General features: G+C 69.3%; 16 protein-coding genes. 11 read left to right on the top strand and 5 right to left on the bottom strand.

The features are described from left to right. Window positions 1–7: 7 nt before the first annotated feature. The 3 genes from ACQP2E_RS04775 to ACQP2E_RS04765 all read right to left on the bottom strand — a co-directional run bounded on the left by ACQP2E_RS04775 (window position 8) and on the right by ACQP2E_RS04765 (window position 2,800). Window positions 8–1,255: a hypothetical protein gene (locus tag ACQP2E_RS04775; RefSeq protein ID WP_433828659.1), complete on the bottom strand. Its 1,248-nt coding sequence runs from the start codon at window positions 1,253–1,255 to the stop codon at window positions 8–10. Window positions 1,256–1,478: 223 nt separating this feature from the next. Next, entirely contained in the window at window positions 1,479–2,441 is a 963-nt protein-coding gene (locus ACQP2E_RS04770; RefSeq protein ID WP_433828658.1) for a hypothetical protein, read from the bottom strand. Further along, on the bottom strand, window positions 2,438–2,800 hold the full coding sequence (locus tag ACQP2E_RS04765; protein ID WP_433828657.1) for a hypothetical protein: 363 nt from the start codon (window positions 2,798–2,800) through the stop codon (window positions 2,438–2,440). Before ACQP2E_RS04765 ends, ACQP2E_RS04770 begins: the two co-directional genes overlap by 4 nt. A gap of 303 nt (window positions 2,801–3,103) precedes the next feature. Here ACQP2E_RS04765 and ACQP2E_RS04760 point away from each other — a divergent pair, with 303 nt between their 5' ends. The 5 genes from ACQP2E_RS04760 to ACQP2E_RS04740 all read left to right on the top strand — a co-directional run bounded on the left by ACQP2E_RS04760 (window position 3,104) and on the right by ACQP2E_RS04740 (window position 7,475). Next, window positions 3,104–3,379, top strand: coding sequence for a multiubiquitin domain-containing protein (locus ACQP2E_RS04760; protein WP_433828656.1), 276 nt, complete (start codon window positions 3,104–3,106; stop codon window positions 3,377–3,379). After that, entirely contained in the window at window positions 3,354–4,529 is a 1,176-nt protein-coding gene (locus tag ACQP2E_RS04755; RefSeq protein ID WP_433828655.1) for a ThiF family adenylyltransferase, read from the top strand. The genes ACQP2E_RS04760 and ACQP2E_RS04755 overlap by 26 nt, the downstream gene beginning before the upstream one ends. Continuing rightward, on the top strand, window positions 4,526–4,966 hold the full coding sequence (locus ACQP2E_RS04750) for a DUF6527 family protein (RefSeq protein ID WP_433828654.1): 441 nt from the start codon (window positions 4,526–4,528) through the stop codon (window positions 4,964–4,966). The genes ACQP2E_RS04755 and ACQP2E_RS04750 overlap by 4 nt, the downstream gene beginning before the upstream one ends. Before the next feature lie 189 nt (window positions 4,967–5,155). Continuing rightward, on the top strand, window positions 5,156–6,244 hold the full coding sequence (locus tag ACQP2E_RS04745) for an ImmA/IrrE family metallo-endopeptidase (protein ID WP_433828653.1): 1,089 nt from the start codon (window positions 5,156–5,158) through the stop codon (window positions 6,242–6,244). 19 nt (window positions 6,245–6,263) lie between these two features. After that, window positions 6,264–7,475 (top strand): hypothetical protein, encoded by a 1,212-nt coding sequence (locus ACQP2E_RS04740; protein WP_433828652.1) that lies wholly within the window; start codon window positions 6,264–6,266, stop codon window positions 7,473–7,475. 23 nt (window positions 7,476–7,498) lie between these two features. Here the strand turns inward: ACQP2E_RS04740 and ACQP2E_RS04735 are convergent, their stop codons facing one another. Both ACQP2E_RS04735 and ACQP2E_RS04730 read right to left on the bottom strand, forming a co-directional pair. Beyond that, window positions 7,499–8,116 carry a hypothetical protein gene (locus ACQP2E_RS04735; protein ID WP_433828651.1) on the bottom strand — a complete coding sequence of 206 codons (618 nt, stop codon included), beginning with the start codon at window positions 8,114–8,116 and terminating at the stop codon, window positions 7,499–7,501. After that, window positions 8,113–8,445 (bottom strand): ArsR family transcriptional regulator, encoded by a 333-nt coding sequence (locus tag ACQP2E_RS04730; protein ID WP_433828650.1) that lies wholly within the window; start codon window positions 8,443–8,445, stop codon window positions 8,113–8,115. The genes ACQP2E_RS04735 and ACQP2E_RS04730 overlap by 4 nt, the downstream gene beginning before the upstream one ends. A gap of 445 nt (window positions 8,446–8,890) precedes the next feature. Here ACQP2E_RS04730 and ACQP2E_RS04725 point away from each other — a divergent pair, with 445 nt between their 5' ends. The 6 genes from ACQP2E_RS04725 to hutH are packed head-to-tail and all read left to right on the top strand — an operon-like array spanning window position 8,891 to window position 16,487. After that, a complete protein-coding gene (locus ACQP2E_RS04725) occupies window positions 8,891–9,715 on the top strand; it encodes a MurR/RpiR family transcriptional regulator (protein WP_433828649.1) in 825 nt (274 codons plus the stop codon). 14 nt (window positions 9,716–9,729) lie between these two features. Continuing rightward, window positions 9,730–11,361, top strand: a complete 1,632-nt coding sequence (gene hutU / locus ACQP2E_RS04720; RefSeq protein WP_433828648.1) for a urocanate hydratase — start codon at window positions 9,730–9,732, stop codon at window positions 11,359–11,361. Next, window positions 11,358–12,512, top strand: a complete 1,155-nt coding sequence (locus tag ACQP2E_RS04715; protein ID WP_433828647.1) for an allantoate amidohydrolase — start codon at window positions 11,358–11,360, stop codon at window positions 12,510–12,512. The genes hutU and ACQP2E_RS04715 overlap by 4 nt, the downstream gene beginning before the upstream one ends. After that, complete coding sequence (locus ACQP2E_RS04710; RefSeq protein ID WP_433828646.1) at window positions 12,509–13,810, top strand: formimidoylglutamate deiminase; 1,302 nt, start codon at window positions 12,509–12,511, stop codon at window positions 13,808–13,810. Before ACQP2E_RS04715 ends, ACQP2E_RS04710 begins: the two co-directional genes overlap by 4 nt. Further along, window positions 13,807–14,955: an imidazolonepropionase gene (gene hutI, locus ACQP2E_RS04705; protein ID WP_433828645.1), complete on the top strand. Its 1,149-nt coding sequence runs from the start codon at window positions 13,807–13,809 to the stop codon at window positions 14,953–14,955. The genes ACQP2E_RS04710 and hutI overlap by 4 nt, the downstream gene beginning before the upstream one ends. Beyond that, window positions 14,952–16,487, top strand: a complete 1,536-nt coding sequence (gene hutH / locus ACQP2E_RS04700) for a histidine ammonia-lyase (protein WP_433828644.1) — start codon at window positions 14,952–14,954, stop codon at window positions 16,485–16,487. Before hutI ends, hutH begins: the two co-directional genes overlap by 4 nt. The last annotated feature ends 29 nt before the right edge of the window (window positions 16,488–16,516 follow it).

Here is a 16,516-nt window from a genome sequence, read left to right as displayed (position 1 = left end):
CTGCTTCTCACCACTGGTCCGCCGAGGGATCGCCGAGCTCCGTGAGTTGCTGCTGGAGATATACCGCCACTTTTGCCGCCCAGTCGATGGCGCCGGCTCCGGCTGTCGACGCGGTGCTGACAGTGCGAGCGGCCTGCGGTGCAATCTTGTCCGCCATCCTCCACCGTTGGTCGTCTTCAGAACTGTGAGTTCCGGCCAGTGTTCGCAGTGCGGGGCGGTGTGCGGGCCGGCTGATTTCGGTGACTAAGGCGTCGTCGAACGGCGGATTCGCGTTCAGGATGGCGCGGGTGTCGGTGCCGAGCAATGAGGTCAGCTGCGCGGCTTCGTCACGGGTGACACGGCCGCCTTTCTTGATCCGCACGAAGACGGTCACGTCGAGACCGGAACGGGCCTTCATCTCGGCCGGCGGCAGACCAAGGCTCTTGATCTGTTGCAGGAGCGGCACGACGTCACCAACCGGGTCACCGGGCACACAGGCGGCGGCGCTGGCGAGGTGGGTAAATCCGGTGGCGACGGCCTTGCGCAGTTCGCGCCGGTCCAGGTCGGCGTCGTCGACAGGGAGGCCGTAGGGCAGCCCGGCAGGACCGGCGATGCCCCGGCGCCAGGCCCGCCAGACGTCTTTAATCACTTCGGGTGGTGGTAGCTGCGCGGCAGCCTGGTGCACGTCGAGGGTGGGCCGGCTGGCTGGGGTGATCTGGCGGTCGAAGACGAACAGCGGGACGGTGCTCTCCAGGCTGAAGCAGACCGCAAAGTCGGTGCCCAGCAGGCTGGCAGACGCCGGCATGATCAGGCTGAACTCGTCGGCGGCGTTCACGTCGGTGGTGACCGGGGCGACGGTCACCCACCAGCGGTCGACTTTGACGACCACCGCGAGTTCGGTGACGTCCTGCCACCGCAGCCGCCACAGTTGCCCGACCGCGACGTCGTCGCGGGCATCGGTGGGCGCGGTCAGTTCCAGCAGTTCGGGTGACAGGGTGGTCAGCGGCGCGAGGGCGGCGGTACCGCCGTCGACGGCGCGCTGGTAGGCGGCCTGAAGAAAAGCGTCGTCGTCGAGGCCGTCGTCATAGTGACCGGAGGCCCGCTGCCGCTGCTGGCACCAGCCGCATTCGGCCAGGTGTTTGCTGCCGGCCTGCGACGGTGCCAACAGGTCGGTGTCGAGCAGGTGCGCTCCGGCGATCGCGACCGGCGGATTCAGGTCGACGTCGTCGAAGACCTGCTGCGCCGGGTCGTAGCGGTTCGACCAGTCACCGGTCATCGCAGTACACCAGCCAGGCCGGTGCCAGCCTGGCGCAGTCGTGAGCAAATGGGCTGATGGGTCACCACGTGCCTACCCTTCCGCAGGTCATCTCCCCGCATTCTCATGCCCTCTCCACTTGACCTGTGTACTTAGTTGAAACGGCGCACCGCCGCGTACTGTCCGGCCCCGCGGGGCCGTCGTGGCGTCATCATTACGCACGACGACCGGCCCCACCTGACCGTTAATGATCATCAGACGGTCGGGGCGTGGCCAGCGCTCGCGCGAGGCTCAGCATGTCGTCGCGGCGCGGTTCAGCGCCGAGTACCTGCCCGGCGATTTCCTTGACCCGGGCGGCGACCTGCGCGGCGACGCTCTTGCCGAGCCCGGTGTGATCGGCGATCTGCCGGACCGGCTGATCCAGGTAGGCGAGCACCAGCTGCTCACGGGAGGTGAGCTGACCGAGTAGGCGCTGAGCTCCGGCGCGGATGTCGGCCTCGGCCTCGGCCAGGTCGATGCTGTCGACGCCGGGCAGCCACGCGTCGACGTCGTCGACCGGGGTGACCACCGGCGTCGGGCCGACGGCGAACCGGGCGGCGACCACGTCTGCCAGTTCTGCCACGGCCACGGACGCCCCGGCGGCCCGCAGGGTGGCTTCGCAGACGTCGGCCAGGCTCTGCGCGTCGGCCACCGGCGACTCGCGGCGGGCATCGAGGCGCCACCGCACGATCGTCACGTCGGTCACCTTGTACGCCGCGGTGACCAGGTCGCTGAGCCGGCCATTCCAGACGCCGGGCGTCGTGCCGTCAGCCAGTTCGATGTTGCGGCCGGCACCGGGCTGGCCGTCGGCGACGGCACGGAAGCGGGCGTCGTCGTCCAGGACCTCCCGCAGCCGGCGGATCAGCCGGCCCTTGGTCGTGGCCCGGGCCTTCTCCCGCAGGAAGTTACGGACGACCTGTTCCAGCACCCGGCGGAAGCTGTCGTCGTCGTGCGCTTTCATCGCGAGCTCGACGAGGCGCTGCGGTCCTTTCGCGTCCGCGAACACCTCGTGCGCGGTCTCCATGATCGCGTCCATGGTCCACTGCTGGTGTCCGGTCGGCGGGGGGAAGTTACCCGCCCGGGCTACCGCCCGGACGCACCGGTACAGCTCGACGGTCGCGGTGGTCCCGAAGGCGCCGTCGCGCCGCAGCTCCGCCCATGCGCTCATGCGAACTCCTCGTAGGCGGCGATGATGCGGACGAGCAGGTCGCCGGTCATCCTCTTGTGCGGTTTGGTGTCCTCGTCGTCGTAGGCGCCGAAGTCAACCCGATGCACCCGGTGGGGCTGCCACCAGCCTTGCCGGTCGCAGAGCAGCGCCGGGTCCTTGTCGTGCCAGATGTCATCGGTGTGGTTGATCAGCGGATCACTGGTCCGGGTCATGACCAGGCAGGCACGGTCCGTCTGCCGGACACGCACCACGACCGTAGGCCGGCGAGCGTGCGGATCCCGTTCGTTGTAGTAGTCGCGGGGCAACACCGCGACCAAGCCGACGTACGGCTGCCACAACCGCTGGTTGGGCCACGTCATCGTGGACTGCTCTCCCGCCTACCGCCCGGCTCACGTCGGCGAACGGCGACAAACACGATACCGACCGTGCTCGGTGACCTTCGCCGACACTCCGGCATCGACAGTCGGCATCGTCTGTCACCTGCAGCGCAAGCCGCCACAACTACTCCGCCACACCCTCAATCCGGACATGTGATCACCGCCACACACAGTGACGGTGTTCGAGATCGGACAACCGGCGGCGGTGCGCCGTCAGAGATCGGCAGAAGCAGGACGCCGGAGGGGTCGCCGGCGTCCACACCGCACAAAGCAAGGGGGGTCCCCATGGCCGACATCGGCATCGCGGAGCAGCACCGGCAGGTCCGGCACCGCTACAAGATCATCGTCAATACCCGGGAGCGTACGGTCGAGGACCGCACGCTCAGCTTCGCGCAGATCATCGCTCTCGCGTTCCCCGGCGCGCAGGGCACCGACGTGGTCTTCACCGTCACCTACCACCGGGCCGCCGGTCCGCAGCGCGACGGCAACCTCAGCGAGGGCGGCACGGTCACCGTCAAGAACGGAACCATCTTCGATGTCACGCGTACTCGTCGCTCGTAGCGCCGATCTGCGCCGGCTACGCGACGAGGGCTACGAGGTGACCGTCGAGAACGGTCACCTCGTGGTCTCGCACGTCCCGTACCTCAACGCGCAGCGGCAGGTCCGGTTCGGTGTCCTGGTATGCCCGCTCAACCTGGCCGGTGACATCACCGTCGCCCCGCAGGACCACGTGGTCCGTTTCGCGGGTGAGCAGCCGTGCGACGACCAGGGCCGGCCCCATACCGTGATCAACAGCCCGGTCCAGGAACAGATCACGCCCGAGCTCACGGTGAACTTCATGTTCTCCTGCAAGCCCGACGAGGGGTATCCGGACTTCTACGCCAAGATGACGACCTACGTGGCGTTGCTGGGCAAGCACGTGGCCGTGGTGGACCCCACGGCGACCGCGTGCACGTTCCGGGTCGAGGAGACCGACGAGGCGGAGTCGATCTTCCGGTACCTCGACACGGCCAGCAGCCGCGCCGGCATCCCGGAGATCAACGCGAAGCTGGCCGTGCCCAGGGTCGCGATCGTCGGTCTCGGCGGCAGCGGCTCGTATGTACTGGATCTCATCGCGAAGGCGCCGATCGGCGAGATCCATCTGTTCGACGGCGACGACCTGTTGCAGCACAACGCGTTCCGGGCGCCCGGAGCGCCCTCGGTGCAGCAGCTGCGGGAGCGGCCGAAGAAGGTCGATCACTACGCGGGGCTGTACGGGGCAATGCGCCGCGGGATCGTCGCTCACCCGTATTTCCTCGACGAGTCCACCGCCGGCGAGCTGAACTCGATGTCGTTCGTCTTCCTCTGCATGGACCAGGGCACCCCGAAACAGCATCTGGTCAAGGTGATGGAAGCCGCCGGGATCGCGTTCGTCGATGTCGGCATGGGCCTTTACACCGCCGACGGCATGATCGCCGGGCAGTTGCGGACCACCACCAGCACCCCGCGGAAACGTGATCACGTGCGGGAGCGCCGGCGGATCCCGTTCGACGACGGCGGTGAAGACGAGTACGGCACCAACATCCAGATCGGCGAGCTCAACGCGCTCAACGCCGTCTTCGCGGTGATCAAGTGGAAGAAGGAGCGCGGCTTCTACGCCGACCTCGAGCACGAGCACCACAGTGTGTACACGATCGCCACCAACTGTCTGGTCGGTGACGACCAGACATGATCACCCGGCGAACCGTCTTCGAGCACCGCTTCGTCGACTCGGCCCCCGAGGTCCTCGACGACGGGGTGCTCTACGTCTCGATCCCGTATGCCACCGCCCTGCATCGGTGTGCGTGCGGGTGCGGGAACGAGATCGTCACTCCGATCAGCCGCACCGGCTGGTGCCTCACCTTCGACGGGGTGTCCGTCACGCTGCACCCATCGATCGGTAACTGGAATCAACCGTGCCGCTCGCACTACTTCATCCGCCAGAACCGGATCCAGTGGGCCCGCGACCGTGCCCCCGAGACCCCGGCGCGGCGCACGGAGCCAACCGGCGGCCACCCAACCGGTGCTCTGGGCCAGCGTTGGGGTGCTCTCGCGGGGCGGCTGCGACCAGTGGCCGCAGCCGCATGGGCGTGGCTGAGACGGCACCTTCCTGGCGGCAAACGCCCCTGACGGCGCGTATCGATCTCGCCCCGGGGCGGCGAGGTGCCGGTCATCACCGCTCGCGAGGTGGCGACCGGCACCGGCCTGGCGGGTGCCGCAGCGCTGTCGACCACAGCCGCTGGACACCAAACCGGACTCGTGGAATGTTGCCCGGAATATTCTCACGCATTTTCGTCGGCATGAGCTAAGGTATCTTCTGTGAGCGCGCTCTTCACCATCGATGAACCGGCAGCGAATCCCCAGCTGCTGGTCGCCGCGCGCGAAGCTTCAGGCCTGACTCAGGCCGAGATCGCCGAACGCCTCAGCACCCTGAACCAAAACGGCGCCAAAACCACCCAAGGCTATGTTTCACGGGCGGAGAAGGGCGCGCTGTCGGTGACCGGTGTGCGCTTGCGGCAGTTCGCCACGGCGCTGGAGACCACGCCGGAGCTGCTAACCGCCGACGTCAAGCTGTGGGCCCTGGGCGAAGGCTGCCTGTACCACCGCAACCGGCGTTCCACTAAGGCGTCGACGCTGCGGCGGCTGCACGCCCAGATCAATCTGACCCGGCTGCACCTGACTCGGTTGGCGAACGTCGCCGGAACCCCGCTGCCAACGTTCTCGGCGTCGGCAACCAGGGTGGAAGGTGTCGTCGGCCCGCAGGCCGTCGCCGCACAGCTCCGGGCCCAACTCGCCGTTCCGCCCGGCGCGATCGCCTCCGCCACCGCCATCGCTGAGCAGCTCGGGGCGCTGGTGGTGCCGATGTCACTGGGCGGGCGTGAGGTCGACGCGACGAGCCTGCATCCACCCGGCGAGGCACCCATCTTCGTGATCAACACCGATGCGCCGATCGACCGCCAACGGTTCACGCTGATCCACGAGCTCGGGCACTGCGTCTGCGTTCCCGGCGCCGGGGTGGACGCCGAGGAGATGGCCCAGGCGTTCGCCGGGGAGTTCCTCGCCCCTAACGCCGGCATCTACCCCGATCTGACGGCGGCGCCCGTCACGCCGGCCCGACTGCTGCAGCTCAAGGCGAAGTGGCGGATCTCCGCCGCCGCCGTCCTGCGCCGTGCTGCTGACCTTGCGGTCATCACCGACTCTCGCTACCGGACGATCAACGCGCAGATCTCCGCCCTCGGCTGGCGAACCGAGGAACCGGAGCCGCTACCGGCAGAACGACCCCGCCGGGTGCCCGAGATCGTCCGGGCAGCGATCCATGCGACCGGCGGGCTCGATGCCGCGGCCGCAGCCGCCGGAACGACACCGGCACGCCTGACCAACTTGTTCGGTGACGCCGTCGCCGACTGAGCCTGCACCAGGATGGACAATGACCGAACCTGGCGACAAGGTGGTGGCTTCCGCCGCCCCGACGCACGGTAACCCGGCGAGTGACCTGGCAGAACGCTGGCAGTGGCTGGGTCATCAGCCGCATCCGCCCGTCCCTGCGGGCGCCGTCGGCACGCTGGCCAATCGGGTGCTGGTGTACACCCGCCGCACCCACATCCCCACCGTTCTGCCGGCGCTCGCCACCGCCCGCAGCGGCCTCATGATCACCGGCCCCGGCCCGGGCAAACCGATCCCCCAGGTCACCGGTCTCGATTACGACGGCCCGATCGCGATCGACCCCGATGCCTACGGCCACCACCAGGCCACGCCGGACAAGCCATTCCTGCTGCCGGACGACGGCCTGGCCGGCACCAACCCCACCCTGGACCAGGTCCTGGACGCCCAGCTCAGGGCGGGTTACACGGTGGCGTGCACCCCGACCGGCTATATCGGCGCCGGGGACATCGCCAGCCTTGCGGCCGCCGCGCAGCAGGTCAAAGCGCTCGGACGCACCGACACACTCTTCGTGGCGCCGCTGGACATCTCGCTTATCGACCGGGCCTTCTTCACCCAGACCCAGGCGATCCTGCACGATGTCGGCTGCCCGATCGCACTCGTTCTCGGCAAACAGGGCGATCCTCTGACCCAGTCCGTGCGGATCATCCCGAACCTGCGCACCCTGGCAGCCACCGTGCCGCTCATGCCGATCTGCACCGACTTCAACGGCCTGGACCTGGTCGCCCACGGCGCGTTCGCCGCGGCGATCGGCACCGGCGGCAGCATCCGGCACACCGTTCCGTATCCGCGTGAGCCGTTGTCGTTCAACGGCCGGGACAAGTCGCCCAGCGTCCTGGTTCCGGATCTCATGTGCTGGTGGAAGGGCTCGAAGATCAACGAGCTGAGCGGTGCGGCGCCGAGCCGTGCTCCCCGATGCCGCTGCGGTACCTGCGGCGACCAGGCATTGACCCGGTTCCTGCAGAAGGAGGATCAGCCTGAAGCGATCGCGCACGCCGTCGCGGCCTGGACCGTCATCGCTGAGGGTTTGCTCGATCAGCCGACCGTGCGGGAGCGCGCCGCGTACTGGCGAAACATCTGCGTGGGCGCGCTCAACGAACACGAGATGCTCGCCAAGCGGCTGCGCCGGCCTGACGCCTTCGAGCCACAGGCACCGCTGAAGCGGTGGGCGACGCTACCGGCGTGGCCGGCCGAGTGATCCTGACGCCGGGTGAGCCGGGTTCAGGATTCCTTCCCGGCTCCACGGGCGACTTCTTCAGTGAACCGCCACCAGGCCGCTGTCGGCTGCCACTCGGTGAACTCCTCCGGCTCGAGCACCATCGTCAGCGACTCGCCACGGCGCACGGCGACGCCGATGCCGTAGAACGAGGCCTCCGCCAAGGCGACTTGCTCATCAGCCGGCAGCTCGGGGATCACCATGAGACGGCGGCAGTACATCGCGAACCGCGACGCCGCTCGTAGCCCGGTCGCCCAATCTGTGGCCTGCACCATCGCAAGCAGCGGCGTGACCGGCGGAGCGATGCGCCGGGTGACCGTGGTCGAAGACCAGGTCACTGCACCGGCGGGCAGGCGCCGCAGGCGCCGCTGCGCGGCCGCGGCTACCGACTGCACCGCGACCTCATGCCCGAAGGGCAGGTACATCAGCGTGTCGAGCAGGTCGAGGGCGAGGATCGGCGGAATCCGATGCGCCTTCCTCACCTGCTGCTGCGCTCGATCAGGACTGTAGGCAACCCAGCCGCGTGTCCCGAGCCACCTCACTCGGGCGACACCGATCTCGTCCTGCGCGGCGGCCTGCGGCATCGTGGCCGCGAACCGCTCCAACGTCGCTGCGACGCTCATCGGTTCGCCCCCTCCCTGACGCCGGTCCGCAACTCGTCAGGCTGGAGATCTTGCACCAGCCGCCGGAGCCCTGTCCAGGTGCTCATATCGGTCAACGCATAGAACACGCGCCGGTTCTGGCCCAACTGTGGCAGCCGTCGCACGAGACCAGCGGACATGAGCGCACGGAGCTGCGGCTGGAACACACTCGTTGGCGCGTCACACGCGTCGGCCAAGTCCTTCACGCAGATCCCCTCATCGGCCGCCGAAGCAAGTGCGAGCAGCAGTTCGAGCCGGTACTTGTTGCCGAAGATCGCGGATGAAACCTGCCGCACCCCCTGCCCTGCCATGCGCAAAGAATAGTGAATCGCGATTCACTATTCAACGCGTTCACACTCCCGGACTACTGACAGTTCGATGGTTGAACCCAGGCATGCCGGCCCCAACAAGGATCACGCGACGAACCCCAGCAGACGACCTCGCACTCGCATCCGGTCCGCGCGGTGGCTAGTTGTACCGGCAAGGAGGGGGTGGATGGTGGCTTACATCGAGTCGGCTGCCCGTCTCGTACGGGGAGCGCCAGCCTCGCTCTGCCGAGACGCCTCAAGAGCATCGAAGGGCAAGGCAACCGCGCCGCCGGAGGCCGCTTGCGCGCCCCTCCCGGGGCGCCGGGTGCCAACTATCCCTAACAGACGCGCCAACTAACTCACAAAGCGCCAACTAAAACTAAAGCTCACAGTCGCCGGTTAGGGCGAACCTCTGGCTTCTGAAATTTTTTATGCATAAGCTGCGAGAGTGAATGACGGAGTAGTCAAGCTCGTTCAGGGCGCTCGGCTCACCCCGACCCAGCGGCGGATCGCGCACTGTCTTGTGGAGCACGGCGCGAAGGCGGCGTACCTGTCGGCGGCTGAGGTGGCTGAGCTGGCCGGTGTGAGTCAGCCGTCGGTGACCCGGTTCGCGATGGCGCTCGGCTACTCCGGTTATCCGGCGCTGCGGCGGGAGCTGCGCACGCTCACCGACGGCGGGCCTGCTGAGCCGGCCGGGCAGAACGCCATGCAGCGCGCCGTCGCGGCCGAGACCGATCACCTGCGCCGCCTCGGTGAGCAGCTGGACCGGCTCGACGACGTGCGGGCCGCCGCCGAGCTGCTGGTCGCGAGCCGGCCGCTGCCGGTGCTGGGTCTGCGTGCCGCCGCGCCGCTGGCCGCGTACTTCGGCTATTTCGCCGCCAAGGCGTTCCCGGACGTGCGGGTGCTCGACGGTGGTGGCACCAGCCTGCTGGACCGGCTCGATCAGGCCCGCGCGGCCGGCGCCGGTGCGATGCTGGCGATCGTGCTCCCCCGCTACCCGCGCGAGACAGTGGAAGCGGTACGCGAGGCCAAGGCGGCCGGCCTCGCCGTGGTGGCGATCACCGACTCGGCGGTCAGCCCGGTCGCCGAGTCGGCCGACGTGGTGCTGCCCGCCGCAGTGGGCACCCAGCTGGTCTTCGACCTGCACACCGGCCCGATGGCGATGGCCATGGTCCTGCTGCAGGCGATGTGCGACGCGGCGCCCGAGCCGGTGCAGCGCCGCCTTGAGCAGTTCGAAGCGACAGCCGCTCAGCGGCACATATTTCTGGCGTGACAGGAGAACCGACAATGTCCGAGATTCGCGCGCCGCGCGGTACGTCGTACACCGCTCAGGGCTGGCCGCAAGAAGCCGCCAAGCGCATGCTGATGAACAACCTCGACCCGGATGTGGCCGAAAGGCCGCAGGATCTGGTGGTCTACGGCGGCACCGGCAAGGCGGCCCGTGACTGGCCGTCGTTCCACGCGATCGTCCGCGAGCTGGACCTGCTCAAGGATGACGAGACACTGCTGGTGCAGTCCGGCAAGCCGGTCGGCGTGCTGCGCACCCACGAGTGGGCGCCGCGGGTGCTGATCGCGAACTCGAACCTGGTCGGCGACTGGGCGAACTGGCCCGAGTTCCGCCGCCTGGAGCAGCTGGGCCTGACCATGTACGGCCAGATGACTGCCGGCTCGTGGATCTACATCGGCACGCAGGGCATCCTGCAGGGCACCTACGAGACGTTCGCCGCCGTGGCGGCCAAACGATTCAACGGCACCCTGGCCGGGACGCTGACCCTGACCGGCGGCTGCGGCGGCATGGGTGGCGCGCAGCCTCTGTCGGTCACCATGAACGGCGGCGTCTGCCTGATCGTCGACGTGGACCGGACGCGGCTGCAGCGCCGGGTCGACACGCGGTATCTGGATGTCGTCGCCGACAATCTGGACGAAGCTGTAAAAATGGCGCTCGAAGCCAAGAAGCAACGCCGGCCTCTCAGTGTGGGTGTGGTCGGCAACGCCGCAGTCGTCTTCCCCGAGCTCCTGGTGAAGGGCGTCGAGATCGACATCGTCACCGACCAGACCAGCGCGCACGACCCGCTGAGCTACCTGCCGGTCGGTGTCGAGCTTGAGGACTCCGCCGAGCTGGCCCGTACCAAGCCGGAGGAGTACACCGACCGGGCCCGGGCCAGCATGGCGAAGCAGGTCGCCGCGATGGTCGGGTTCATGGACGCCGGCGCCGAGGTCTTCGACTACGGCAACTCGATCCGTGGCGAGGCCCAGCTTGCCGGTTTCACCCGGGCATTCGACTTCCCCGGCTTCGTTCCGGCGTACATCCGGCCGCTGTTCGCCGAGGGTAAGGGCCCGTTCCGCTGGGCGGCGCTCTCCGGCGACCCGGCCGACATCGCCGCCACCGACAAGGCGATGCTCGATCTCTTCCCGGAGAACGAGCACCTCGCGCGGTGGATCAAGATGGCCGGCGAGCGGGTCGCGTTCCAGGGACTGCCGGCCCGGATCTGCTGGCTGGGCTACGGCGAGCGGGACAAGGCGGGAGTCCGGTTCAACGACATGGTGGCGTCCGGAGAACTGAAGGCGCCGCTCGTGATCGGCCGGGACCACCTGGACTCGGGTTCGGTGGCGTCGCCGTACCGGGAGACCGAGTCGATGCTCGACGGCTCCGACGCGATCGCCGACTGGCCGCTGCTGAACGCCCTGGTGAATACGGCGAGCGGGGCCAGCTGGGTCTCCATCCACCACGGCGGCGGTGTCGGCATCGGCCGCAGCATCCACGCCGGCCAGGTGTGTGTCGCTGATGGCACCGCCCTGGCCGGTCAGAAGATCGAGCGGGTGCTCACCAACGACCCGGCGATGGGTGTGCTGCGGCACGTCGACGCCGGTTACCAGTCCGATTCCGCGGGCGGCGTGCACATCCCGATGAGCCGATGAGCGCGTTCACCCACCTCTGGAACCAGATCGCGCCGATCGGCCGGGCGCCCGGCGGCGGTTACCTGCGGTATGCGCTCACCGAGCCGGAGTTGACGCTGCGCGACTGGTTTCGCTCTCAGGCCGCGCGAAGGGACATGCTGGTCACCGATGACGGCAATGGGAATCTCTTCGCATGGCGGGGCGAACCGTGGGCGCCGGGAACGATTCTCACTGGATCGCATTTCGACTCGGTTCCGCACGGTGGCGGCTATGACGGTCCACTCGGAATCGTCAGTGCATTTCTCGCCGCCGATAAAATAGACAAGTCACGAAAAATTGCAATCGCCGCCTTTGTCGAAGAAGAAGGCGGGCGGTTCGGCGTACCGTGTCTCGGGTCTCGGCTGCTGACCGGCGCGATCGCGCCGCAGCAGGCCGCCGCGCTCGAAGATCGCGATGGCATCTCGTTCGGTGCGGCTCTCGGCACGACGCCTGCCGGCGCTCAGCTCGACAAGGTCAAGAACCTGAAGGCGTTCGTCGAGCTGCACGTCGAGCAGGGGCGGGCGCTCGACGTGCCGGTCGGTGTGGCGAGCGCGATCTGGCCGCACGGGCGCTGGCGGATGGACTTCGCCGGGGTTGGCGACCATGCCGGGACCACCAGGATGGAAGACCGGCACGACCCGATGCTGACGTTCGCGTTCACCGTGCTCGCGGCGAACAAGGAGGCCCGGCTCACCGGCGCGCACGCCACCGTCGGGCGGGTGCAGGTCGAGCCGAACGCCACCAACGCGATCCCGTCGCTGGTACGCGGATGGCTCGACGCCCGCGCCGCCGACACCGCCACGCTGGACCGGCTGGTCGACGGGGTGGTCCGCAAGGCCACCGAGCGGGCCGGGCGGGACGGCACGTCGTTCTCGATCAGCCCCGAGTCGGTGACCGGTGAGGTCGCGTTCGACACGGCGCTGGCCGACCGGCTCGCCAAGACGCTGGGTGACGCCCCGATCCTGCCGACCGGCGCCGGGCACGACGCCGGAGTGCTCTCCGCGCACATCCCGACCGCGATGCTCTTCGTCCGCAACCCGACCGGGGTGTCGCACTCGCCGGCCGAGTACGCGGAGGACGCGGACTGTGAAGCCGGGATCGACGCGCTGGCGAAGGTGCTGGAGGAGCTGTGACGGTCTTTCATGCGGACCACGCGTGGGTGGCCGGGAAATTCGCCCGGAATGTCCGCATCGAGGTTTCCGGCGGATTGATCAACTCGGTTACGCCTGATTCCCCCGCCGACGGGTCTCTCTTGACGGGCCTCGTTCTCCCCGGCTTCGCCAACGCGCACTCGCACGCCTTCCACCGGGCGCTGCGCGGGCGTACCCACGGCGATCGTGGCAGCTTCTGGACCTGGCGTGAGCTGATGTACCAGGTGGCCGGCCGGCTCGACCCGGACAGTTACTTCACGCTGGCCAGGGCGGTTTACGGCGAGATGGCTCTCGCCGGGATCACCAGCGTCGGCGAGTTCCATTACCTGCACCACGGGCCGGACGGTGTTCCGTACGCCGACCCCAACGCGATGGGTCACGCGCTCATCGCGGCCGCTCGCGAGGCCGGGATCCGGATCACGCTGCTGGACACGGTCTACCTGACCGCCGGCGTCGACGGCAAACCCCTCGAAGGCGTGCAGCGGCGGTTCGGCGACGGCGACTACGACGGCTGGCACACCCGGTTCGAGCAGCTGAAAGGCGGCGACGGCGTCAAGATCGGCGCGGCGTTGCACTCGGTACGGGCCGCCCCCGCCGACGGGATGGCGACGTTCGCGCAACGCACCGACGGGCTCCCGGTGCACGTTCATCTCTCCGAGCAGCCGGCCGAGAACGAGGCCTGCCAGGCCGTGCACGGCTGCTCGCCCACCGAGTTGCTCGACGCGATGGGTTTCTGGCAGCCGATGACCACCGCCGTGCACGCCACCCACCTGTCCCCCGCCGACATCACGATCCTCGGCCGCGGGCGGTACGCCTGCTTCTGCACGACGACCGAAAGGGATCTGGCCGACGGCATCGGCCCGGCCCGGGCCCTCGCCGACGCCGGCGCGGTACTCACCCTCGGCAGCGACAGCCACGCGGTCATCGACATGTTCGAGGAGGCGCGCGGCGTCGAACTCGACGAACGGCTCGCCACCCGGCAGCGAGGGCACTTCAGTGCCGCCGAGTTGCTGACCGCCGCGACCAGTGCCGGGCACGCCTCGCTCGGCTGGGCCGGCACCGGTGAGATCGCCGTGGGTCAGCGGGCCGATCTTGTCGCCGTCTCGCTGGACAGTGTCCGGACCGCGGGCACCGACCCCGGCGGCCTGATCTTCGCGGCCACCGCCGCCGACGTCACCGACGTGATCGTGGACGGGCGGCCGATCGTCACCGAGGGCCGGCACCGTGCGATGGACGTCCCCCGGGCCCTTCGAGAATCGATCGCTGAGGTGTTGTCATGAGTCTTGTCGTCACCAGCATCGGTGAGCTGGTCACCAACGATCCGCACCTCGGCATCGTGCACGACGCCGCAGTCGTGGTCGAAGGCGATCGGATCGCCTGGATCGGGCCCTCGTCCCAGGCGCCGGACGCCGACTCGCGCCTCGACGCGGACGGCGCCGCGGTGCTGCCCGGATTCGTCGACAGCCACGCCCACCTGGTCTTCGCCGGGGATCGGGCGGCCGAGTTCGGCGCGCGGATGGCCGGTCAGCCGTACACCGGCGGCGGGATCCGGACCACCGTCGCCGCGACGCGCGCGGCGTCCGACGACGATCTGCGCCGCAACGCGCGGCGCCTGGTCAGCGAAGCGCTGCGGCAAGGGACCACCACGATCGAGATCAAATCCGGGTACGGCCTGAGCGTGGCCGAAGAAGCCAGGTCCCTGCGCCTGGCAGCCGAGATCGTCGAGGAGACCACGTTCCTCGGCGCGCACGTGGTCCCGGCCGAGTACGCGGGCCGAGCCGACGATTACGTCGACCTGGTCCGTGGCGAGATGCTCGACGCCGCCGTGCCGTACGCGAAATGGGTCGACGTGTTCTGTGACCGCGGCGCGTTCGACGGCGACCAGGCCCGCGCGATCCTGAAGGCCGGCGCCGAACGCGGCCTCGGGCTGCGGCTGCACGCCAACCAGCTCGTCCACGGACCCGGCGTGCAGCTCGCCGTCGAACTGGGCGCCGCCAGCGCCGACCACTGCACCCACCTCGACGACGCCGACGTGGCCGCTCTGTCCGGCTCGGACACCGTCGCCACGCTGCTGCCCGGTGCTGAGTTCTCCACCCGGTCTCGGTACCCGGACGCGCGGCGGCTGCTCGACGCCGGCGTCACTGTCGCGCTCGCCACCGACTGCAACCCCGGTTCGTCGTACACGTCCTCGATGCCGTTCTGCATCGCGCTGGCCGTACGGGAAATGCGGATGACCCCCGCGGAGGCCGTCTTCGCGGCAACCGCCGGTGGGGCCGCGGCCCTGCGTCGCGACGACCTCGGCGTCGTCCAGGTCGGCGCCCGCGCCGACCTGGTCATCCTCGACGCGCCCTCACACGTGCACCTGGCCTACCGGCCCGGTGTTCCCATGATCCGCACCATTCTGCACAACGGAGTGCCGCAGTGACCGTCATCGTCCAGCCCACCGGCGTCAGCGCCGCCGACGTCATCGCCGTAGCCCGCGGCGACGCCCAGGTCGAGATCTCCCCCGCCGCGGTCGAGGCGATGGCCACGAGCCGTGCCATCGTCGACGGCATCGAGGCGTCCGGCCGTCCCGTGTACGGCGTCTCCACCGGATTCGGTGCGCTCGCCAACACCTCGATCGCCCCGGAGCGCCGGGCCGAACTTCAGCACGCGCTGATCCGTTCGCACGCGGCCGGGATCGGCGCGCCGATGCCCCGCGAGGTCGTCCGCGCCATGATGCTGTTGCGGGTGCGGTCCCTCGCCCTGGGCCGCTCCGGCGTCCGGCCGGTGCTCGCCCAAGGCCTCGTCGACCTGCTCAACCACGACCTCACCCCGTGGGTGCCGGAGCACGGCTCACTCGGCGCCTCCGGTGACCTGGCACCACTCGCCCACTGCGCGATCGTGCTGCTCGGCGAAGGCTGGGTGCTCGGCAAGGACGGCTCCCGGCTGTCCGCCGCCGAGGCGCTGCGCACGGCCGGGCTGCAGCCGCTGGAGCTGGCCGCCAAGGAGGGCCTCGCGCTGATCAACGGCACCGACGGCATGCTCGGCATGCTGCTGCTGGCGATCGCCGACGCGTCGCATCTGTTCGCCATGGCGGACGTGACCACCGCGCTGGCGATCGAGGCGATGCTCGGCTCGGAACGGCCGTTCCTGCCTGAGCTGCACAGCATCCGCCCGCACCCGGGCCAGGCCGCGTCCGCCGCGAACATCCACCGGCTGCTGCAGGACTCGGCGATCATGGACTCGCACCGGGACGACCTGGCACACGCCGTGCAGGACGCGTACTCGATGCGGTGTGCCCCGCAGGTCGCCGGCGCGGCCCGGGACACCCTAGACTTCGTCAGCCTGGTCGCCGGCCGTGAGCTGGTGTCGGTCGTGGACAACCCGGTGGTGCTGCCGGACGGACGGGTCGAGTCGACAGGAAACTTCCACGGGGCGCCGCTCGGCTTCGCCGCCGACTACCTGGCCATCGCCGCGTCCGAGGTGGGCGCCATCGCCGAACGCCGGGTCGACCGGCTGCTCGACGTGACCCGCTCCCGCGACCTGCCACCGTTCCTCTCCCCGGACGCCGGGGTGAACTCGGGCCTGATGATCGCGCAGTACACCGCCGCCGGGATCGTCGCCGAGAACCGGCGGCTCGCCTCACCGGCGTCGGTCGACTCGCTGCCGACAAGCGGCATGCAGGAGGACCACGTCTCGATGGGCTGGGCCGCGGCGAAGAAGCTGCGGATCGTCCTGGACAACCTGACCAGCCTGCTCGCGGTGGAGTTGCTGTCAGCGGTACGCGGCTTGCAGCTGCGGGCCCCGCTGACCCCGTCCCCGGCCGGACAGGCAGCGGTCGCCGCGGTGACACCGTTCGCGGGCGGGCCGGGTCCGGACGTTTTCCTGGCGCCGGTGCTGGAGCAGGCGCGGGCCGTGGTGAGCGGGCCGGATCTGCGCGCCGCGATCGAGGAGGCGGTCGGCCAGCTCCGCTAGATCTGCTTTCGATTTGCGGCGGGGTGGGC

Source organism: Actinoplanes sp. CA-015351 (assembly GCF_050955685.1).
In the GTDB taxonomy this organism is placed as follows: domain Bacteria; phylum Actinomycetota; class Actinomycetes; order Mycobacteriales; family Micromonosporaceae; genus Actinoplanes.
Note: the sequence above shows the minus strand (reverse complement) of the source record. Positions and strands in the feature narration are given on the sequence as shown.